At 62.5% G+C, this 19,630-nt stretch carries 19 protein-coding genes; 9 read left to right on the top strand and 10 right to left on the bottom strand.

Going from position 1 to position 19,630, the window contains the following annotated elements:
* Positions 1 to 32: 32 nt before the first annotated feature.
* Together A477_RS0114585 and polA are read right to left on the bottom strand one after the other, a co-directional pair.
* Positions 33 to 1,346, bottom strand: coding sequence for a GNAT family N-acetyltransferase (locus A477_RS0114585; protein ID WP_017199701.1), 1,314 nt, complete (start codon positions 1,344 to 1,346; stop codon positions 33 to 35).
* Between the two features lie 83 nt (positions 1,347 to 1,429).
* On the bottom strand, positions 1,430 to 4,072 hold the full coding sequence (polA, locus tag A477_RS0114580) for a DNA polymerase I (RefSeq protein ID WP_017199700.1): 2,643 nt from the start codon (positions 4,070 to 4,072) through the stop codon (positions 1,430 to 1,432).
* A 160-nt stretch (positions 4,073 to 4,232) separates the two neighbouring features.
* Here polA and A477_RS22360 point away from each other — a divergent pair, with 160 nt between their 5' ends.
* On the top strand, positions 4,233 to 4,697 hold the full coding sequence (locus tag A477_RS22360; protein WP_026005651.1) for a hotdog fold thioesterase: 465 nt from the start codon (positions 4,233 to 4,235) through the stop codon (positions 4,695 to 4,697).
* Positions 4,698 to 4,707: 10 nt separating this feature from the next.
* Here the strand turns inward: A477_RS22360 and A477_RS0114570 are convergent, their stop codons facing one another.
* The 5 genes from A477_RS0114570 to A477_RS0114550 all read right to left on the bottom strand — a co-directional run bounded on the left by A477_RS0114570 (position 4,708) and on the right by A477_RS0114550 (position 8,636).
* Positions 4,708 to 5,247, bottom strand: coding sequence for a dihydrofolate reductase family protein (locus tag A477_RS0114570; protein WP_017199698.1), 540 nt, complete (start codon positions 5,245 to 5,247; stop codon positions 4,708 to 4,710).
* 50 nt (positions 5,248 to 5,297) lie between these two features.
* Positions 5,298 to 6,416, bottom strand: a complete 1,119-nt coding sequence (locus tag A477_RS22355) for a hypothetical protein (RefSeq protein WP_049941411.1) — start codon at positions 6,414 to 6,416, stop codon at positions 5,298 to 5,300.
* 96 nt (positions 6,417 to 6,512) lie between these two features.
* On the bottom strand, positions 6,513 to 6,734 hold the full coding sequence (locus A477_RS0114560) for a hypothetical protein (protein ID WP_017199697.1): 222 nt from the start codon (positions 6,732 to 6,734) through the stop codon (positions 6,513 to 6,515).
* Positions 6,731 to 7,936, bottom strand: a complete 1,206-nt coding sequence (locus tag A477_RS0114555) for an inorganic phosphate transporter (protein ID WP_017199696.1) — start codon at positions 7,934 to 7,936, stop codon at positions 6,731 to 6,733. Before A477_RS0114555 ends, A477_RS0114560 begins: the two co-directional genes overlap by 4 nt.
* Before the next feature lie 181 nt (positions 7,937 to 8,117).
* Entirely contained in the window at positions 8,118 to 8,636 is a 519-nt protein-coding gene (locus tag A477_RS0114550) for an HAD domain-containing protein (protein ID WP_017199695.1), read from the bottom strand.
* 105 nt (positions 8,637 to 8,741) lie between these two features.
* Between A477_RS0114550 and kynA the strand changes: the two genes are divergently transcribed.
* Genes kynA through A477_RS0114535 form a run of 3 tightly spaced genes read left to right on the top strand, consistent with a single transcriptional unit; the run spans position 8,742 to position 11,789 of the window.
* Positions 8,742 to 9,611, top strand: coding sequence for a tryptophan 2,3-dioxygenase (gene kynA, locus A477_RS0114545; protein WP_017199694.1), 870 nt, complete (start codon positions 8,742 to 8,744; stop codon positions 9,609 to 9,611).
* Positions 9,612 to 9,658: 47 nt separating this feature from the next.
* The gene (locus tag A477_RS0114540) at positions 9,659 to 10,897 is read left to right on the top strand and encodes a kynureninase (RefSeq protein WP_017199693.1); all 1,239 of its coding nucleotides are present in this window, start codon (positions 9,659 to 9,661) and stop codon (positions 10,895 to 10,897) included.
* Positions 10,898 to 10,904: 7 nt separating this feature from the next.
* Positions 10,905 to 11,789: a PaaX family transcriptional regulator gene (locus tag A477_RS0114535; protein ID WP_017199692.1), complete on the top strand. Its 885-nt coding sequence runs from the start codon at positions 10,905 to 10,907 to the stop codon at positions 11,787 to 11,789.
* Between the two features lie 7 nt (positions 11,790 to 11,796).
* Here A477_RS0114535 and A477_RS0114530 read toward each other — a convergent pair whose 3' ends face one another.
* Positions 11,797 to 12,528 (bottom strand): GntR family transcriptional regulator, encoded by a 732-nt coding sequence (locus A477_RS0114530; RefSeq protein ID WP_017199691.1) that lies wholly within the window; start codon positions 12,526 to 12,528, stop codon positions 11,797 to 11,799.
* A gap of 142 nt (positions 12,529 to 12,670) precedes the next feature.
* Here A477_RS0114530 and A477_RS0114525 point away from each other — a divergent pair, with 142 nt between their 5' ends.
* From A477_RS0114525 to A477_RS0114505, 5 genes are all read left to right on the top strand, one after another.
* Complete coding sequence (locus A477_RS0114525) at positions 12,671 to 13,609, top strand: N-acetylglucosamine kinase (RefSeq protein ID WP_017199690.1); 939 nt, start codon at positions 12,671 to 12,673, stop codon at positions 13,607 to 13,609.
* A 92-nt stretch (positions 13,610 to 13,701) separates the two neighbouring features.
* Positions 13,702 to 14,826 (top strand): LolA family protein, encoded by a 1,125-nt coding sequence (locus A477_RS0114520; protein WP_017199689.1) that lies wholly within the window; start codon positions 13,702 to 13,704, stop codon positions 14,824 to 14,826.
* On the top strand, positions 14,823 to 15,839 hold the full coding sequence (locus tag A477_RS0114515; RefSeq protein WP_017199688.1) for an ABC transporter ATP-binding protein: 1,017 nt from the start codon (positions 14,823 to 14,825) through the stop codon (positions 15,837 to 15,839). Before A477_RS0114520 ends, A477_RS0114515 begins: the two co-directional genes overlap by 4 nt.
* The gene (locus A477_RS0114510) at positions 15,829 to 16,713 is read left to right on the top strand and encodes an ABC transporter permease (RefSeq protein WP_017199687.1); all 885 of its coding nucleotides are present in this window, start codon (positions 15,829 to 15,831) and stop codon (positions 16,711 to 16,713) included. The genes A477_RS0114515 and A477_RS0114510 overlap by 11 nt, the downstream gene beginning before the upstream one ends.
* 20 nt (positions 16,714 to 16,733) lie before the next feature.
* On the top strand, positions 16,734 to 17,354 hold the full coding sequence (locus A477_RS0114505) for an L-threonylcarbamoyladenylate synthase (RefSeq protein WP_017199686.1): 621 nt from the start codon (positions 16,734 to 16,736) through the stop codon (positions 17,352 to 17,354).
* 21 nt (positions 17,355 to 17,375) lie between these two features.
* Here the strand turns inward: A477_RS0114505 and A477_RS0114500 are convergent, their stop codons facing one another.
* Both A477_RS0114500 and ligD read right to left on the bottom strand, forming a co-directional pair.
* Positions 17,376 to 18,497, bottom strand: coding sequence for a serine hydrolase domain-containing protein (locus tag A477_RS0114500; protein ID WP_017199685.1), 1,122 nt, complete (start codon positions 18,495 to 18,497; stop codon positions 17,376 to 17,378).
* A 93-nt stretch (positions 18,498 to 18,590) separates the two neighbouring features.
* Positions 18,591 to 19,616, bottom strand: coding sequence for a non-homologous end-joining DNA ligase (gene ligD, locus A477_RS0114495; RefSeq protein ID WP_044568902.1), 1,026 nt, complete (start codon positions 19,614 to 19,616; stop codon positions 18,591 to 18,593).
* Between the last annotated feature and the right edge of the window lie 14 nt (positions 19,617 to 19,630).

Genomic DNA, 19,630 nt, shown 5'->3' with positions numbered 1-19,630 from the left:
TGTCAAGACGTACGCTGCGGAAGGCTAGGTTGCTAGAAGTGCGTCAGGCAATGGGCGGACCGTTCTACAGCAAACAGTTGCTGGGCCAGGAAGGCAGCCCCTGCTGCTTTCTCGCTGACTCGGCCGGCAGCGGCCAATGTTACCGGCGACACGGCCCCAAGGTAGATGGATGCGAGGTCGGTGACGTCAAGGATAAGGTCCGGCGCCTCGCCGGACGCTTCGTTGACGACGGCGGCAGCACCGCCGTCGGACTCCAGAACCCAGGTGCCGCCCGCCAGATCCAAAGAATCCGAAACCTCCAGCACCAGCCTGCCGGCAACCGGGAAGCAGCGGGCGCGCAGGGCAGCAGGAGTATCGAGGATCCTGAGCCACAGCATGTCGCGGATCTCAGAGGCCTCAATGCACCGCGGATCGTCCAAGGCCCACGCCAGAGGGTCGTCCACAGGCGCTTCTGCCCACGTCACTTCGTCAATGAGGTCGATGCTGCCCAGGAAACGCCACAGGTCCAGGTAGGCTGCGTTGCTTGCCGCGACGAGGTCCACAATCTCCATGGTGTACGGCTTGTGGTCCCAACCTTTGAAGCGGTAGGAAACGTAGCCGTCCAGTGACCCGGACAGGTCGTAGTGAAGGGCGCAGCGGACAGAGGTGTCCGGCTTGCCGTCATGGCCAATGGAACCGGAAGCGAGCAGCCGGTAGTACTCCTGCCTGTCGATGGAACCAGGCGAGAGCCGCTGGACGCGTTCAAAGACCTGCGGGGCTACGTCCAACAACACGGCGGGATCGGCGACTTCCACGGTGCCCAGCGGCTGGCCCCTGAGGCGGAAGCGTGGTCCGGTATCGACCTTGATGCTTCGCTCAAAGGTGGCCACACCGAAACCGAAACGTCCATAAATGGAAGCCTCGGACGCCGTCAGGGCGGCCATGGCCAGGCCGTCATCCTTGGCTGCTTCCAAGTCGGCGGTGATCATCCCGCGAAGGATCCCATTTCGCCGGTGGGTGCCGCGGACTGTCACGGCGGTGACGAGGTTGGATTCAAGTTGGCGGCCAAAACCTATGTTCAGGTCCTTGCGCATAGTCGCGTAGGTTGCCACCGGAACGTCGGTGCCAAGTGAATGCACCGGCACGGTGCCATTGACATAGACGCCTGTCAGTTCACGCTTGTCTTTTTGGTAGGCCACCAGGGTTTTGGCCAGATATTCATCATCGCGCCGCTGTTGATGGAATCCGTGGGAGACGGCCTGCACCCAGGTGGTGCAGCGGCTATAGCCGGCGTCATCAGGATCGGCTACGGCTGGGAAACGTTGGACGGTGTACTTTCCGGACATCTTTTCATTGGGATCGGCCACGCCTTCGAGCCTAGCCAGACGCCGGAGGGCGCGCCACCATCACGGCGGCGCGCCCTCCGGCGTTACTTGGAATCCTTGCCCGGCTAGTGTCCGGCCTCGTACCAGCTGGAACCGACACCAATCTGGACATCCAGCGGGACGGACAAATCAGCGGCCGAACCCATCTGGTCGATGACCAACTTCTCCACGGCTTCGCGTTCTCCCGGCGCAACTTCCAGGACAAGTTCGTCGTGGACCTGCAGCAGCATCCGCGACTTGAGGCCCTGGCTGGCGAGCTCCGCCGAGACACCCAGCATGGCGCGCTTGATGAGGTCTGCCGCTGAACCCTGGATGGGCGAGTTCAGCGCGATGCGTTCGGCCGCCTCGCGCGCCTGCCTATTGGTGCTGGTCAGGTCCGGCAGGTAGCGGCGACGACCCTCGATGGTGGCGGTGTAACCGTCTGTCCTGGCCTGGTCCACTACTCCGCGCAGGTAGTCACGAACCCCGCCGAAGCGGTCGAAGTAGTCCTTCATAAGCGTCCGCGCCTCATCCACCGAGATTTCCAACTGCTTGGACAACCCGAAGGACGTCAGGCCGTACGCCAGGCCGTAGGACATCGCCTTCACCTTGGAGCGCATGGCATTGGTTACTTCGGCCGGCGCCACGTTGAAGATCCGGGATCCGACGAAGCGGTGCAGGTCCTCGCCGTCACGGTATGCCTGGATCAGCGCTTCGTCGCCCGAAAGGTGAGCCATGATCCGCATCTCGATCTGCGAGTAGTCGGCAGACAACAGGCACTCGTAGCCTTCACTGACTACGAAGATGCCGCGGACACGGCGCCCTTCCTCGCTGCGAACCGGGATGTTCTGCAAGTTGGGGTTGTTGGAGGAAATGCGGCCCGTGGCTGCGATGTTCTGGGCGTACGTGGTGTGGATGCGTGCGTCGTCCGCCACGGACTTCTTGAGCGTCTCCACCATCTGGGCAAGCTTGGAGGACTCCCGGTGCGCCATGAGCTGAACCAGGAATTCATGGCCCGTCTTCTCCAGCAGCCCCTTCAGCGACGCGGCATCCGTGGTGTAACCGGACTTGATTTTCTTGGTTTTGGGGAGGCCGAGTTCGTCGAAGAGCACCGTTTGGAGTTGCTTGGGTGAACCGAGGTTGACCTCATGCCCGATCGCCGCAAAAGCTTGCTCCTGGGCGTTCCCGATCACTTTGGTGAGGTCAGCCAGCTGCTCATCCATGCGGTCCGTGGACACAAAAATGCCGGTGAGTTCCATCTGGGCCAGCACACGCGCCACCGGGAGCTCAAGGGTGGTCAGCAGGGCATCGGCCTTGCGCTCTGCAAGCTCCTTTTCGAAGTGCTTGCTCAGGGCATGCACGACGGCGGCATGCTGGACGAGGGCTGCTGCCGCAGCTTGATCTGTTTCACCCGAGAGGTCAAGCTCCAGCTGGCCGGACTGGGCAGCAGCCGTGGCCAATGAGATCTTCAAGTGGACCTGGGCGAGCTCCGCGAGGTCGTAGCTGCGCCGGTCCGGCTGGATCAGGTAGCCGGAGATGGAGGTGTCATCCACTACCCCTTCCAGGCCGAGGCCGCGGTTGTGCAGGGCCTTGAGCGCCGACTTGAACTCATGCAGGACCTTGGCTTCCTCGGGGTCCTTGAGCCAGCGGGCCAGGACGGCCTCAGCGGCGGCGTCGAGTCCGGTCAATTCGATGTAGGCGGCTCCGTTGTTCCTGACAACAGCCAAGGCACTCGCATCGTCACCCACGCGTCCGGGCACCAACTGCACTGCCAGCGACGAACGCACCCCGGACCCGGCGGCGAAGAACGACTCAAGTCCTGCAGCATCCGTGAGGACGGAAAACTCGGGAGCTTCGATGGTGTCCGGGGCATCTCCGGCGGTGTCGTCACCATAAAGGTCAAAAAGACGGGTCCGGAGCGTCCGGAACTCCAGTTCCTCGAACAGCTCCTCGATGGCCTGGCGATCCGGACGCGGTTCGTGCAGGTCCTCCAGCGTGATGGGCAACTCCAGATCGGTCAGCAACCGGTTGAGCCTGCGGTTGCGCTTGACGTTCTCAAGGTTCTCTTTGAGGGCGCCGCCAACTTTGCCACCGATCGCGTCAAGGTTTTCGAGGATGCCTTCCAGGCCCCCGTAGAGGTTGATCCACTTGGCGGCCGTTTTGGGCCCGACGCCAGGAACGCCGGGAAGGTTGTCCGCGGATTCGCCCACCAGGGCTGCGAGATCCGAGTACAGGCTGGGTTTGACGAAATACTTCTCTTCGATGGCCGCGGCGTCCAGCTTGGGGATATTGCTCACGCCCTGCTTGGGGTACAGCACAAAGACGTTGTCATTGATCAGCTGGAACGAGTCCCTGTCCCCGGACACAAGGAGGACCTCGAAGCCGGCAGCATCACCTTGAGCGGCCAGCGTGGCCAGGACGTCGTCGGCTTCATATCCGGGCATGGCAATGGTCCTGATGCCCCAGGCTTCCATGACCTTGGCTATCAGGCCGATCTGGCCGGCAAACTCGGCTGGCGTGGCGTTGCGACCGCCCTTGTATTCGCTGTACTCCGCCTTGCGGAATGTCGTGTCATCCGAGACATCGAAGGCCACAGCGACGTGGGTGGGCTTCTGGTCCTTGATCAAGTTGATCAGCATGGACGTAAACCCATGCACGGCGTTGGTGTATTGCCCCCTGGCGGTGGAGAAGTTCTCCGCAGGAAGGGCATAGAAAGCCCGAAAGGCCATGGAATGGCCGTCCAGGACCAGCAGCCTTGGCCGGCCCTCCCCCGTAGCGCTGGTGTTTGCTGTGGCAGAGGGGGTGGGTGCTGTCGCGATGGCAGCAGCTTGGGCCGTTGGAACTTGGTCCGGTTTGGTTGTTTCACTCACAGGTGCCAGCCTAGTTGGCATGATGGACAATTTCACGCCGAACCGGTTTGTCGACGAGCTCAATGAGGCAGGTGTTCCCGAAGAGTTCCACGATTGGCTCTCAGCGCACGGCGTTGGCGCGCTGGTGGTGAAACTGGGCATCCGGTTCACGGAAATGGGCGCCGAGCGAATGGTGGCTACCATGCCAGTGGAAGGAAACACGCAGGTGGCAGGAATCCTCCACGGCGGCGCGCATGTTGTCCTGGCTGAGACTTTGGGATCGTTCGCCGCATCCCTGCACGCCGGCAAGGGTCGCCATGCGGTGGGCATCGAGGTGGGGGCAACCCACCACCGTTCCGTTGCCAGCGGCGTGGTGACAGGGACGTGCACTGCCATTCACCTCGGAGGGACCTTGGCCACCCACGAGATCGTTATCACCGATGACAAAGGGCGCAGGCTCTCAACTGCCCGGATCACCAATATGATCCGGGACAACCGTCACTGAACCTGAAGCATCACGGCAACCGGTAGTGCAGTTCGGCGGCGGCCCCACCAAGGATCTTGGACGAAACCAACTCAAGTGGCGCCGTCGGGCCCTTAAGCGGCAACAACCGCTTTCCTGCGCCCAGCACCACCGGAATGATGGTGACGATCATCTCGTGAAGCAGGCCGGCATCGGCGAATTGGGCCACGAGGTCGCCTCCGCCCACCAGCCAGACGTTCTTGTCCCCGGCGTCCTTGAGCAGGTCGGGGGCGAACTCGCGGACGTCACCCCTGACAAAGGTGATATCCGAACCGGCCGGAGCGGAGTATTCGTGATGGGTGAACACCCAGCAGGGTGTGTCCGGATACGGCCATTTGCCGGGTTCGTGCTCCATGAGCCAGCGATAGGTATCGCCTCCCATGGCAATACAGCCGACGCCCGCCATGAAGGACTCGATGCTCTCGTTCACGCCGTCCACCTGGTCGAACTGCAGGAGCCATCCAAGGTCGTCGTCCTGGGAGGCGATGAAGCCGTCTATGGTTGAAGCTACGTAGTACTGGAAAATCGACATGGCCTCAGACTAAGACATGATCCCGGAACAGTCAGTCGACAGGGGTTCCCCTACTGGGCGGACTCTTTGCTCGGCTTTACAGCGGGTGCGTCCCCGTCATGCTTGGATTCCGGTGGCGTCACAGCGTTCTTCGGCGGATGCGGGGTGTTGCCGGCAACGGCGGAATCATCGTAGAAGAATGTCACCGTTCCGGCGACATCCACCGTGTCCGTGATGGAGATCCGGATGGTGTCCCTACCGTCTGCCGGGGGCATTCGCAAGTACAACGTCTGGTAGTCCCCTCCCCCTGCCACGATGTCCGGGACTGTGGGGACACCGTCGAAGAGGATCTCTCCTACCCGCACGTAGTAACCGTCCAAGCGGACAATGGTGCCACCTGTCCCGGGACCTGAGGCGCGGGTCAGCCCGGTGACGGGCCGCAAGTCCTCGTCAACCACTGTCAGTCCGAGCAATTGCCGGGGGCACGCTTCTCCGGGTGACGGCTCCGCTTTGAAGATACCGGCGGGATTGCTTCGGTACTGCGCCACCACAGATGCTGACGTGGCAGCCACCCTGAACTCAAGGCAGTGCCGTTGCGGGATCCTTGGCGTGGTGGCGACGGCGGCGGACGCCCGCTGCCAATCCTCCTGGCTTCCGGTCTTAAGGGCGCGGCAGACGGCGGCACCCGCCAGCCAGACGGCCGCGTCTGTTGCGCCTGCCACGCTTTGGGCCAACGCGTCGCACTGGAACTGTTGGAGGAGCAGATACCGTTGGCCCGGGTCTGGATCATCCTGCCCGATGGGGCCGGTGGGCACCCAACTCACCACTGTGGGTTCCCGGGAAGGCGCCTGGGGTCCCGGTGTCTCCTGCGGTTGCCCGGTGGCTCTGGAACCGTCGGCGGGGTCGACCGCGGTGGGTTCCGGTGTCGCGGTCTTAGCGTCCGCAGAGCTGGTCTGTAACGGAGTGGTTTCCGCAGGTGTGTCCGACGACGGGGTGCCCTCTGGCTGGGCCGTTTGTGTCGTGTCGGCTTGAGCCGTGCCGGCTTGCGACGGAGTGGCCACCGATGGTGAGGCCGAGTTCGAGCCGGGAGGGAGACCGTCTTGCTCAGGAGGCAGGCAGGCCGAAAGACCCAACATCAGGACCGGAACCAGCGCCAGTCCGATGAGATGCTCCCGGTTTCGGCACGTCATCACAACCTCACATCTGCCGGATCAGAACAACGCAGCTATGTGCATAACTACACTGCCGATTATTCTCCCGAACGGACCTGACGGCTAGAAAGGCAGCTACTTTGCGAAGTAGGGCACGATCAAATAGATGCCGAACAGGACTGCCAGTGCGCAGAAACCAAAGCAAACAAAGGCAAGCGAACGCACCAAAGCGGGCGATTTCTGCCTGGCGTCACCGGCGATGGCCGTGAGGCGAACACCCAACGAATAGAGCACGACCAAAGTAACGGCGGCCACGAGGGTGACTCCGGCCACCTGCAGCAATTCCAACCATTTCATCGCTGCACATCCTCGCTGGTGGTGGTCTTTCGTGACTTCTTCTTCTTACGGAACCGCACGGCGTGGCCGGCTTCTTCAACCTCGACGGCGTTGTGGTGGCCGACATGCGACCTACGCGATACCACGAACATGAACAGGACAGCGGCCGTTCCGACCACTGCTGCAATGACCACGCCAACGACGCCGATGCTCACCAGGAGAGCTGTCAGCGCACCGACGATGGCCGAGGCCGGGAGGGTAAACAACCATCCCAGGGCGATCTTTCCTGCGGTGCCCCAGCGGACGGATGTACCCTTGCGGCCGAGGCCTGAGCCGATGACCGAGCCCGAGGCAACCTGTGTAGTGGAGAGGGCAAAGCCCAGGTGAGATGAGGCCAGGATGGCCGAGGCGGTGCTGGTTTCAGCGGAGAAACCCTGAGCCGGCTTCACTTCGGTGAGGCCCGAGCCCATAGTGCGGATGATGCGCCAGCCACCAGCGTAGGTACCGATCGCGATGGCGAAAGCGCAGGCGGCGATGACCCAGAACTGGGGACCGCTGCCCGGTGCCTGCGTGCCTCCTGCGATGAGGACCAAAGTGATGATGCCCATGGTCTTCTGGGCGTCATTGGTACCGTGCGCCAAGGCCACCAAGCTTGACGTGAAAATCTGTCCGGTGCGGAAGCCGCCACGTTTCTGCGTGAGCTTGTCGCCGGTTTCGGGATCATGCCGCGAAGTCAACGCATACGCGAGGCGGGTACAGATGTACGCCACGAGGCCTGCGATGAGTGGCGCGAAGATAGCGGGCAGGATCACCTTCTGAAGCACGGTCTCGAAGTTGATGGAATGGAAGCCGATGCCCACAACTGCTGCGCCGATGAGGCCGCCGAACAGCGCGTGCGAGGAACTCGACGGCAGGCCCTTGAGCCAGGTAATCATGTTCCAGAGAACAGCCCCCATGAGACCGGCAAAGATGATGTCCGGGGTGATGTGGATGCCCTCCGACCCTTCCCGGATCAGTCCACCGGAAATGGTCTTTGCCACTTCCGTGGAGAGGAACGCGCCTACAAGGTTGAGCACGGCGGCCAGGGCGACGGCCGTCTTGGGCTTGATCGCCCCCGTAGCGATAGGCGTAGCCATCGCATTGGCAGTGTCGTGAAACCCGTTGGTGAAGTCAAAGAAAAGGGCCAACGCTATTACCAGCGCGACCATGAAGGTGATATCCACCTGTTGCCCAATCTGCAGAGTCGTCGACGTTCAGCAGTTTCACTTCCCCATACCTGCCATCCACAGCATAGTTCAGCAATTGTTCAACTGACTCGGCTTGCGGGATTCACTCTGGCGGGCTTGAAACCTTAAGAATCCTACGTGCCATCCGGTGAGCGGACAAACGTGCGGATGCTCCGGTTCAGCCCAAATACGCCCGTACGGCCGCGAGGTCGCCGCGGGACAGACCCTTCCGCGGATCCGGTGAGATGCAGAGCACACGATCCTGCCTGTATTCGGCCCAGGATCGGGCATCGGACTCCTGGCTGAGTTGGTCGTCAAGCCAGATGAACCGCTCGCTACCGGCGGTGGCCAGATCCTTTTGGAGCGCCGTCAATTTCCACCATTCGGCACCTTCGTCCCAGCCTTGGCTGGACAGCACTGGCCAGTCCTGCCCATTCAAGCCGATGGCAGGGCACAAAAACTCGGGGGCCAGGCGTTCCCACGTAGTAAGCCACACGAATCGGGCTGCGGGGTGCTCCGCCAAGTCGTTGAGTTCGGCAACAACTTCAGGCGCATAAGCGACATCGAGAATTCCTGCATCTGCGATGGTCCATTCGCCACCCCAGTCAGTGGTTCCACTGGGGCTGAAGGGGTTCACCACGCCGTCGACATCCAGATAAACGGACACCGGCACGATGGCGCCTTGGCTGGAGTTCATGGCCACTCCCCCTTCCCCAATGGTTGGGCATCAGCCTACGGGACAACACGAAATGAGTGGAAATCAATCTCTTGACGTTCGTCATGGAAGTGATAATCTCGGTGTATGGAAAAGCCCACAGTCCACTCCGCCCAAAGCGTCCGGGATATAGAGGACACTGTCCGTACGGATTTCCGGCATGCAATGTCGTACGGCGGATATCTGGACCTTGACCGCCTGCTCAGCTCGCAGCACCCCCTCAGCGAACCCGAACACCACGATGAGTTGTTGTTCATCATCCAGCACCAGACCAGTGAGCTGTGGCTGAAGCTGGTCCTGCACGAATTACTGGAAGCCCGCCGGCTTTTCGATGCCGACAACCTCGGCAAGGCGCTCAAATGCATCGCCCGGGTAAAGGCCATCCAACGCACCATGACCGAGCAATGGTCCGTGCTTGGAACGCTCACACCCCGTGAGTACGCGCAGTTCCGCGGTTTCCTGGGGAGCTCGTCCGGCTTCCAGTCCTACCAATACCGTGGCGTTGAATTCCTGCTCGGCAACAAGAATCGTGGGATGCTGCGCGTCTTCGAAAGTGAACCTGAGGCTCACGCTCTGCTCGGCAAGCTCCTTGCGGAACCCACATTGTACGACGCCTTCCTCAGGGTTCTCGCGCGCGCCGGTTACGACATCCCTGCCGACATTCTCGACCGGGACACGAGCGAACCGTGGACGTTCCGCAAAGATCTCGTCCCCGTCTTCCAGAAGATCTACGAATCGGACGATACCCCCTGGGGCCTCTATGAAGCCTGCGAGGACCTGGTGGACATTGAGGACAACTTCCAAGCGTGGCGTTTCCGCCACCTTCGAACGGTCCAACGCACCATCGGCTTCAAGGTGGGCACCGGCGGATCCTCAGGCGTGGACTTCCTCAAGCGCGCCTTGGACCTTACGTTCTTCCCCGAGCTGTACGCCGTCCGAACCGAAATCGGCAACTAGCAACGCCGCCCCGGCAACTGCCGCCCAAGACTTCCGCAGGAGGAACAATGACCACAGCACAGCAGACCCAAAAGCCGACATCGGCCGAGCTGGACGCCGCTGATCCCCTCGCCGCCCAGCGTGAGGCTTTTTACGCGCCCGACGCCGAGCTGCTCGCCTCATATCTGGACGGCAACTCACTCGGACGCCCGCTCAAGGTCACTTCCGCGAATCTGGCTTCTTTCGTTCAGGACGCCTGGGGCAGCCGCCTCATCCGTGGCTGGGATGAGCAATGGATGGACGAGCCCACCGTCGTCGGCGACCGCATCGGCGAAGTGGCCTTGGGGGCCGCTCCGGGACAGACCACAGTGGGTGACTCCACCTCGGTGATGCTCTACAAGATGATCCGTGCTGCGGTCGACGCTCAGCCAGGCCGCGACGAAATCATCATCGACCGCGACAACTTCCCAACGGACCGGTTCATCATCGAGGGCATTGCCAAGGAGCGCGGGGCGAGCATCAAATGGATCGACGCGAACCCTGCCAGCGGTGTGCGGGCGGAGGACCTGGACGGGCTGCTTGGCGAGCGGACCGCCGTGGTTGTACTCAGCCATGTGGCCTACCGCTCCGGATTCCTGGCCGATGCCAAGGGAATCACCGCCAAGGTACACCAAGCCGGCGCCCTGATGCTGTGGGACCTATGCCACTCCGTTGGCTCCGTTCCTCTGAACCTGGACGAATGGGGCGTTGACCTCGCCGTCGGATGCACCTACAAGTACCTCAACGGCGGACCCGGCTCCCCGGCCTTCGCCTACGTTAATGCGTCACAGCAGGATCGGCTGCAGCAGCCCATCTGGGGTTGGATGGGTGCGGACAACCCGTTCGGGATGACGGAGTCCTACAAGCCTGCGCAGGGCATGCGCAGGTTCATCACGGGAACGCCTCCGGTGTTGGCCATGCAGCCCCTTAAGGACATGGTGGAATTGATCGCCACCGTGGGAATGGACGCCGTCCGTGACAAGTCGATCAAGCTGACCGAATACGCGATCTCGCTTTCCGAGGAACTCCTGGTACCACTTGGCGCGGAAATCGTGAGTCCCCGCAATCCCGCCGAACGTGGCTCGCACATCACGGTGGACCACCCGCTCTTCGCCGATGTCACCAAAAGGCTGTGGGAAAAGGGTGTCATCCCCGACTTCCGCCCCCCTCATGGCCTACGCATTGGGCTGTCACCGTTGAGCACAAGCTACGCCGAGGTTGAGCTGGGAGTCGCAGCCATCCACGACGTCCTCTCGGAACTTCTCTGAGCCGGACATGAGTGCCGTCCTCGACGACATGGACTCCCGCCCCGGGAGTACGACGTCGCTTCTGCGCACCGTCATCGGCCTGTACCTGCGTGATGCCGGCGGGTGGATGTCGGCCAGGGACATAGTGACCCTCATGGAAGCCCTGGGCACGTCCGGGACAGTAACACGGACGGCTCTAGGCCGTCTCCGCAAAAAGGATGTGGTGTTGCAGGAGACCCGTGACGGTGTCCCCGGGTTCACCCTCACCGAAGGCGCTGCAACCATGTTGGCCCGCGGGGATCGGCGGATTTACAACCCGCGCAGCATGTCAGCGTCGGATCCCTGGTGCCTGATCTCCTTCTCCATCCCCGAGACGGAGCGCGAGAAGCGGCATCAGCTGCGGCGCAGGCTGCACTGGATCGGCTGCGGTACGGTGGCCGCCGGACTGTGGATTTGCCCTGATTCACTTCGGATGGAAGTGGAGGAAATTCTTGCCGACCTTGACCTCCGGGCCATGGCCACAATCTTCGTCACGGCTACACCACTGGTGGGCGGAAGCCTTCGGGATGCTGCGGCCAAATGGTGGGACCTGGAGGCAGTCTCCGAGCTGCATAGGGACTTCATTCTTCATCACGCCAACGGCAACGGGACCGGCAAGGGCGAGCTTCCGCGGCCTGACGGTCAAGCCATGGAGCCCTCCCCCGAGGCGTTTGCTACCTATGTCCAGTGCATCGACCGATGGCGGATCATCCCCTACCTTGACCCCGGCCTACCGTCGGCCTACCTGCCTGCGGACTGGCCCGGAGCAGAGGGCACTGCCTTGTTCGGCAGGATCGTTGCAGCCTATGCGGAACCAAGTGCGGAGTTTGTGCGAGGTATATTGCGGGAGACTGCCCGGGCTTCGGTTTCCTGATGGCGGGTTAGCTCCCTGACTTCACTCGCGACACAAACCGGAACCTGTCGCCGCGAAATACACTGCGGGTCCATTCCACCGGCGCGCCGGCCGCATCACGGGCCAAGCGGTGGACCACCAGCAATGGTGCTCCCATTTCGATTCCCAGCAGCCTGACATCCTCCGGCCCTGCGAGGGCTGTCTCCACAGTGTCCTCAACGTCGGCCACCTTGACCCCATAGACGTCCGCTAGGACGGCATAAAGCGAGCCCGCCTTGGCCAGGTTGGACTTGAACCGCGGCAGCTTCCCCGGAAGCCAGGCGATCTCATGAGCCAACGGCTCCCCCTCAATCAATCGGATGCGCTCCAGCCGGGTCACAGGGTCGCCTGGCTCAAGTTCCAGATGGGCGGCGGCCTCTGCATCAGAACGAAGGACGTTGAGCGCAATCAGTGTGGAATCCGGTCGCAGGCCCTGGGTCCGCGCGTCATCGGAAAAGGAGGTCAACTGCCGGACGTGCGTCACCTTAGGTGGCGCCACGAACGTGCCGTGGCCTTGGATGCGCCCCAACTTCCCCTCCGCCACTAGCTCGCTGATGGCCTGCCTGACCGTGGTCCGGGACGTTGAGTACTTTTCGGCTAGGGCGCGCTCGGTGGGAATCAGCGTGCCCGGTTGGAGCCCGGCCATCAGCCCGAGTACCTCGGTTTTCAGGAGGTAGTATTTGGGCGTTACATGCTCGACTTCGCTGGACATATTGGACATCCTACTTATGGACAACACCATTGGTCTATGCCAATGTTGATCGAGTTGGTCTAAACCCGCCCTGGAACTGCTTCTGAAGACCGTCACTTATCCGAAAGTTCGCACCCGAAACGAAGGGACGTCAGTTGGAGGAAATACCGCAGTGGAACACCCCCGAGTCGGCGGAGATCCTGTGAGTCCCGCTGTTCTAGGCCTCCATATCGGCGGCTCAAAGACGCACGCTGTCAGGTCCGATACGCCACACGGCGACGTTGACACCCGGGGTGGCTCCGGCGTCGAAATCACCGAAGCCAGCGCCAATCTGTCCTCCGTCGGGCACCAAGGCGCCGATGCCGTGCTGCGCCGGATTGCCGCTAGCGTAGGCGGCGGCATCGAAGCCGTCTGTGCCGGAGCAGCCGGAGCAGACACCCCGGCAAGCCGCGCAGTCCTCTCCGCCTTACTCACGGAGCACTTCCCCGGCGCCAAGATCGACGTGGTGCATGACACCCGAATTGTCCTGGCGGCAGCAGGCCTCGAAGCCGGAGCCGTGGTGGTTGCGGGAACCGGGTCTGTGGCGTGGGGCCGGAACCGTGACGGACGGGAAGCCCGTAGCGGAGGTTACGGGTACCTGTTGGGCGATGAAGGCGGCGGCTACTCGGTGGTGCGCGACGCCGTCAGGGAGGCGCTCCGCGAGTACTACGCGGGGCTGGAACCCGGCACCCTGGTCAGAGCACTCATGGCGGCTACGGCCTGCGTGGATGCCTTGCAGCTCATGGACTCCTTCTACGCCAAGCCCGAACCCGACCATTGGGCCGGCTTGGCCCCGCTTGTCCTGGACCTGGCAGCGGAGGGCGATCCCGCGGCGTTGCGTATCCAGGCAGAGGCCGCGCACTCGCTGGCTACGCTTGCCAGACAAGTCATGGGCGAGCTCGGATTGGACCTGCCGTTGGTCATGGCCGGCGCCCTGTTAGTGAATCAGAGCCAGCTCGCCGCGGCCGTGGCGCGAAAAATGTCCTTGGAAGATCCGACCTTGATCCGGATCCTTGCCCAGCCCCCGGTCCACGGTGCAGTGGAACTGGCCCGGCAGCTGGTTGAGGACTAAGTCGGCTGTTCCACGAGTAATCGGGCAGGTGATCGGCGCAGCCAACCGGAGTAGTCTGGATTCATGCCTCTCACGATCGGTGGTTGGTAGCATTGGCGCGGACCAGGCAGCGGTGGCTGCCGGCTCTGTTGATTCCTCTTGCCTTGGCGATTGCCGTTCTGTTTGGCTCGGTCCAAGCCGGCGCCAGCGTCTCCCTTCCGCCGAAGACCGCTGAAGAAATCCTGGCCATGATTGCGCGCACCGAGGTGCGGGCGTTGTCCGGCACTGTGCAGCAAACCGCCGAGCTGGGGTTGCCGGAAGTTCCCACGTCTGGTCCGGGCATCGCCCCGGGCGCCGTCTCTGCCCTGGAGTTCCTGACAGGGTCCCACACGGCCCGGCTCTATGTGGATGGGCCACTGAGGGCACGGTTGCAAGTTCTGGACCGGATGGCCGAACGTGACGTGGTCATTAATGGCGGAGATGCCTGGTTCTACAACTCGAGGGACAACAGCGCTACGCATCTGACCGCACCCGTAAAACCGACCGTGCCGGACAAGCACGAGCCACCCATGCTCCCGCCGGAGATGACTGCGCCGGACATGCCAACGCCGGAGGCTATAGCCGGCCGTTTCCTTGCAGCCGTGGATGCCAGCACGGAAGTGACAGCTGCTGGGTCTTCAACAGTAGCGGGCCGCAGCGCTTACTCGTTGGTCCTTAACCCACGCAGTGCCGAAACCCTGGTTGATTCGGTGACCATCAACGTCGACTCCGAAACCGGTCTGCCTTTGGCCGTTGACGTGCGGGCCAATGGACAGGCCGAACCAGCCTATTCACTCGCATATACCCAGTTGGACCTTTCCACGCCGGATGCCGGGTTGTTCAATTTCACCCCGCCGCCGGGTGCCACCGTCACGGAGAAAGTACTGCCTGTGAAGCCAGTGCCTTCCATGGCTTTGCCATCTGCACCGGTACCCGATCACGTACGTCCGGCACCTGACGTACGCGGTCCCGGCGCATCCGTCACTGGCAAGGGTTGGGATTCCGTGATCTCCCTGCCCGCCGGTTCCGCTCCGGCGGAGCTCACGTCCAATCCCCAGCTATCCCAAGCCCTGCAGCCTGTTGGCGGGGGCCGGGCCTTGACGACCTCGCTGCTGAACGTGTTGATTCTCGACGACGGTCGCGTCTTTGCGGGCATGGTGCCTTTGGAACGGCTTCAGTCAGCCGCTGCCGCCCAGTGAACAAACCTCCGACTGCAGCGTCTGTTAGTGCACCTGAGCGCGCGACTCCCGTCGGTTCGCCTGGGCTCGCCATAGAAACGCGCGGACTGGTCAAGCGGTTCGGTCACCGGTCGGCGGTGGACGGTATTGACCTTGAAGTACCCTGCGGCTCGGTGTTCGGCTTTTTGGGACCGAATGGATCGGGGAAAACCACCACCATCCGGGTGCTGCTGGGCCTGGCTTCGGCAAGCAGCGGTGACATCCGTGTCCTCGGCAAGGAGATGCCTCAGGCTTTGGCATCCGTGCTGCCGGACGTCGGCGCTTTGGTGGAAGGTCCGGGCTTCTACCCTTTCCTCTCGGGGACGGGAAACTTGATGCGCCTGGATGCGGCCGACCGTCATGGGTCGTCGTCAACCAGGCGGCAACGTGTCAGCGATGCCTTGGAACGGGTGGGACTGGGCCACGCCGCAGGAAAGAAGGTCCGCGCTTACTCTTTGGGTATGAAGCAGCGCCTCGGTTTGGCGAACGCTATGCTCAGGCCACGGGAGCTTCTGGTTCTGGACGAACCAACCAATGGCCTGGACCCCCAAGGAACCCGTGAAGTCCGCAACCTTGTTCGCTCCCTTGCCGCGGGCGGGACCACAGTGCTCGTGTCCAGCCACTTGCTTGCCGAGGTGGAACAGATGTGTACGCACGTAGGCGTGATGAGCGCCGGCCGCCTCGTGGCACAGGGCCCCTTGGAGGAGCTGGGTGCGGCCGGTCAGGCACATGTGGTGGTGCAAACGCCCGACGTCGAATTGGCGTCCCGAGTGCTGAGGCGCCTTGGCCTGGTCCCCGGCGAAGCGCCGGGAACCGGCAGTCCGTGGGGTACCACCGCAGTGTTGGGCACCGGGATCAATGGACGCGAACCGGAGGCGATCGTGGCTGCTTTGGTTGCTGACGGTGTCCGGGTCCGTGGTTTCACGGTGGAGAACGCGAGCTTGGAAGAGCGTTTCGTGTCCCTGACCGGGGAGGGGTTCGACGTTGTCGGCTGAAACTGCTGGTCCTTCCCAAGAGACTGATCCTCCCCGGGAGACTGCCGAGCGTCCTGGCATAGGATGGGCGCTCCTGGGCTCTGAATTGTCCGTGCTGTTCAGGCGGCTCCGGACGTGGGCCATGCTGATCGCTCTCGCGGCCGTCCCTGTTTTGATCGCTGTGGCCGTCAAATTGTCGTCGCGGCCCGCCGCTCCCGGCCGCGGTCCATTGTTCCTTGACCGCATCACGCAGAACGGCCTGTTCGTCGCGGTCACTGCCTTGGTGGTCTGTGTTCCCTTGTTCCTGCCACTTACTGTCGGCGTGGTGGCCGGGGATACCATCGCCGGGGAGGCGAACCTGGGAACCTTGCGGTACCTGCTCCTCGCCCCCGCCGGGCGGATACGTCTGCTGCTGGTGAAGTATGCGGGGGCCGTCGCTTTCTGCTTCGCCGCTACCGCAACCGTCGCAGCGTCCGGCGCCCTGGCCGGCGTCGTACTTTTCCCTGTTGGCCCGGTGACTCTGCTGTCAGGTGACACCGTCAGTGTGGGCGAGTCGGCGTTGAGATCATTGCTGATCGCCGCCTACATCACGGTGTCCCTGCTGGGGCTCTCCGCTATTGGGCTCCTGATCTCCACCTTCACGGACGTGCCGGTGGGCGCCATGGCTGCCACCATAGTGCTCTCTGTTGTCTCGCAGGTGCTCGACAACCTCCCCCAGCTGGAGTGGCTGCATCCGTGGTTGTTCAGCCACTACTGGCTCGGCTTTGCGGATCTGCTGCGGCAGCCGATCTCTTGGACATCGTTTGGGGAAAACGCACTCCTCCAAGCGGGGTACATAGCGGTTTGCGGCGCGCTGGCCTACGCAAAATTCTCCAACAAGGACGTCCTGTCCTAGCTTTGTCGTAGGCTCTTTCCATGGCCAGATTCTTTGACGTGCACCCTGAGGACCCCCAACCACGCGCCATCGGCCAGGTGGTGAACATGCTTCAAGGCGGCGGCTTGATCGCCTACCCTACTGACTCCTGTTACGCGCTCGGCGCACAGATAGGCAACAGGGAAGCATTGGACCGCATCAGGACCATCAGGCAACTCGACAACAAGCACCACTTCACCCTTGTGTGCAAGGACTTCGCCCAGATGGGGCAGTTCGTGATGCTGGACAATGACATCTTCAGGAGCATCAAGGCTGTCACCCCAGGCAGCTACACGTTCATCCTCCCGGCCACACGCGAAGTTCCCAAGAGGCTCCTGCATCCCAAGAAGAAAACCGTGGGAGTGCGCATCCCGGATCATCGGGTGGTCCAGGCGCTCTTGGCCGAGCTGGGCGAGCCCCTGCTATCCAGCACGCTCTTGCTGCCGGATGAGGAAGAACCGTTGACCCAGGGTTGGGAAATCAAGGAGCGCCTTGACAACCAAGTTGACGGCGTCATCGACGCTGGCGACACCGGCTCAGAGCCAACCACCGTGATTGACTTTTCCAGCGGCGTGGCCGAGGTCGTCCGCTACGGAACGGGCGATCCCTCACGCTTCGAATAATCGCCGGACTGTTGCTGCCACTCACCTGAATTGGAAGCGGCACCCGGAATTCAGGGCGACTTGTGCGACGCCAGTCATTTCCAGTGCCAAGGCTGAAGGTTGGGGCGACACAGGCTGCGGCGGGTAGGCCAGGAAAATGGACAGCTGGCGGTTGCCGTCGGCGCTGCTGATGGCAATGCTTCCGTACCCGGGGATGTCTCCGGCGTGGCCATAGTAGAAGCCGTTGGTGCAGCGGTCATCCCAGTGGTCCAGGCCGAGGCCATAGTCGGCAAAGACTGTGCCCTTCATGGCGATAAGGCCCTCCGGGGACAGCAACTGCCCCTTGAGCAAGGCGGCTTGGAAGATGGAGATGTCCTCCACAGTGGACACCAGCCCTCCGTTGGCGATCCCGCCCGGGAGCCCAGTGTCGGTAACATCCACCGTTTCTCCCTCCAAGTGGACGTAACCGTGGACTACATCATCGGGGACCGTGGAGTTCTCAGTCAGGAACTCCGTGGCTTGAAGGTTCAAAGGCGCCAGGACGTCCGTTCGCAAGACAGCCCCCAGCGGCGCACCTCGAAGCTGCTCCACCACCCGGCCCAACAAGGCATCCGCATCGGGCGGCGCGCCGGCGGCCAGGTCAGCGGCAGGCACGTCAGCGGAGTCGCCAAGAAGCTGGCGGATCGTCACCGGACTACCTGCCGTAAGGGAGCCGGGAAGGTACGCCGTGACGGAGTCGTCCAACCCCAGCCGACCCTCTTCCACGAGCTTCATGACGGAGACTGCCAATAATGTCCGGAACTGGTCACCCACAGGAAAATGGTCACCCGGCTGTACAGCAGCTTGTTCCTCCCTGGTCCGGACTCCTTCTGCCAGCGTCCACTCCTGCCGGCCGACCTTTGCTTTGATGAGGACAGCCGACGCCCCTTCGTCCAACTTCTCCCGCGAGAAGAGCTCAAGAGTGGCGCGGAGCTCCTGGAACGCAGGGGTGGTAGCGGCGCTCTCCGCGGGCACCGGCGACGTGGTGAGCGTGGGGCCGGCAGGAGGTGCCGTCGACGAAGGTTGAGGAATTGTTGGTGGTGGCGGTACGGCGGTGGTGGGCGGGAGCGGAAGCGGTGCCGGGGTTTCCGTGCAGCCACTGAGCACCAACCCGCTGAGCACCATGCCGCCAAGAAACCGGCCGCATGCGAATGCGGTAGTCTGGATCCCCCTCGCTGGACGTCGCGGCACACACACTCCCGCTGCAGTTTCTCCGGCCTACTCCTCCGGCGTGCGTGCCCGGCTCGGCTGCACGCGCATGGGTTCGCCCGGCATCTTGGGGAATTCCGGCGGGAAAGGCATTTCGCCCTGACCGTTCTTGACGTCGCGCTCCCACCACTTCAGCAGGACGTCGATGTCGCCCGGGTGGTCGTGCATGGACTTCCAAGGGTCGCCTACTTTAGCCAAACGCTCCGGGACTGTCTTGATGGTGTACTTCGAAGGATCGCTGTTCTCCAGTTCGTCCCAGGTCAACGGGCAGGACACCTGTGCCGTAGGTACCGCACGGGGACTGTAGGCCCCGGCGATAGTCCGATCCCTGTTGGCTTGGTTGAAGTCCACGAAAATCCTGGTCCCGCGTTCTTCTTTCCACCAAGCCGTAGTGACTTTCTCCGGCATGCGCCGCTCCAACTCGCGTCCAGCAGCGATCACTGCATGGCGGACATCCAGGAATTCATGCTTGGGATGGATAGGTGCATATACATGGAGTCCACGGTTGCCGGAGGTTTTGATAAACGCCGTGAGTCCGGCTTCTTCCAGTACGGAGCGCAGTTCCAGGGCGGCCGGGATGGCGTCGTCGAAGTCTGTGCCTGGTTGGGGATCCAGATCGATCCTGAGTTGGTCGGGATTATCGGGATCATTGGCCCGGGACGCCCAAGGGTGGAACACCACGGTATTCATTTGGGCTGCCCAGACCGCAGCCGCCGGCTCGTCGATGACCAACTGCGGGTGTGAACGCGCGCTGGGGTAGGTTACAGGCACGGAACGGACGTACTCCGGGGCGCCCTTGGGCGGATTCTTGGAGAAGAACATTTCACCTTCAATGCTGCCCGAGTAGCGCTGGAGGCTGATCGGTCGGTTCCCGTTTGCCGTCACGAAAGCCTCACCGACGTCGATGAGGTAGTTGGCAAGGTCCAGCTTGGTCAGTCCAGCTTCAGGCCACATCACCCGGCTTGGACTTGAAATCCTCACCTCGCGGGGGCCGTCAGGACCAGGGACAGTAACGGTGCTTGCTTCGCTCGCCATGGCCACAAGCTACC

It is taken from the genome of Arthrobacter sp. M2012083 (genome assembly GCF_000281065.1).
Lineage (GTDB): Bacteria > Actinomycetota > Actinomycetes > Actinomycetales > Micrococcaceae > Arthrobacter.
This window is presented reverse-complemented; position numbering and strand designations above follow the sequence as displayed.

Coding starts and splice junctions, on each gene's coding strand:
- A477_RS0114530 (WP_017199691.1), bottom strand. CDS start 12,528: ATGTCCAATATGTCCAGCGAAGTCGAGCATGTAACGCCCAAATACTAC.
- kynA (WP_017199694.1), top strand. CDS start 8,742: ATGGAAAAGCCCACAGTCCACTCCGCCCAAAGCGTCCGGGATATAGAG.
- A477_RS0114500 (WP_017199685.1), bottom strand. CDS start 18,497: ATGGTGCTCAGCGGGTTGGTGCTCAGTGGCTGCACGGAAACCCCGGCA.
- polA (WP_017199700.1), bottom strand. CDS start 4,072: ATGGCCTTTCGGGCTTTCTATGCCCTTCCTGCGGAGAACTTCTCCACC.
- A477_RS0114505 (WP_017199686.1), top strand. CDS start 16,734: ATGGCCAGATTCTTTGACGTGCACCCTGAGGACCCCCAACCACGCGCC.
- A477_RS0114550 (WP_017199695.1), bottom strand. CDS start 8,636: ATGAACTCCAGCCAAGGCGCCATCGTGCCGGTGTCCGTTTATCTGGAT.
- A477_RS0114535 (WP_017199692.1), top strand. CDS start 10,905: ATGAGTGCCGTCCTCGACGACATGGACTCCCGCCCCGGGAGTACGACG.
- A477_RS0114560 (WP_017199697.1), bottom strand. CDS start 6,734: ATGAAATGGTTGGAATTGCTGCAGGTGGCCGGAGTCACCCTCGTGGCC.
- A477_RS22355 (WP_049941411.1), bottom strand. CDS start 6,416: ATGACGTGCCGAAACCGGGAGCATCTCATCGGACTGGCGCTGGTTCCG.
- ligD (WP_044568902.1), bottom strand. CDS start 19,616: ATGGCGAGCGAAGCAAGCACCGTTACTGTCCCTGGTCCTGACGGCCCC.
- A477_RS22360 (WP_026005651.1), top strand. CDS start 4,233: ATGATGGACAATTTCACGCCGAACCGGTTTGTCGACGAGCTCAATGAG.
- A477_RS0114540 (WP_017199693.1), top strand. CDS start 9,659: ATGACCACAGCACAGCAGACCCAAAAGCCGACATCGGCCGAGCTGGAC.
- A477_RS0114570 (WP_017199698.1), bottom strand. CDS start 5,247: ATGTCGATTTTCCAGTACTACGTAGCTTCAACCATAGACGGCTTCATC.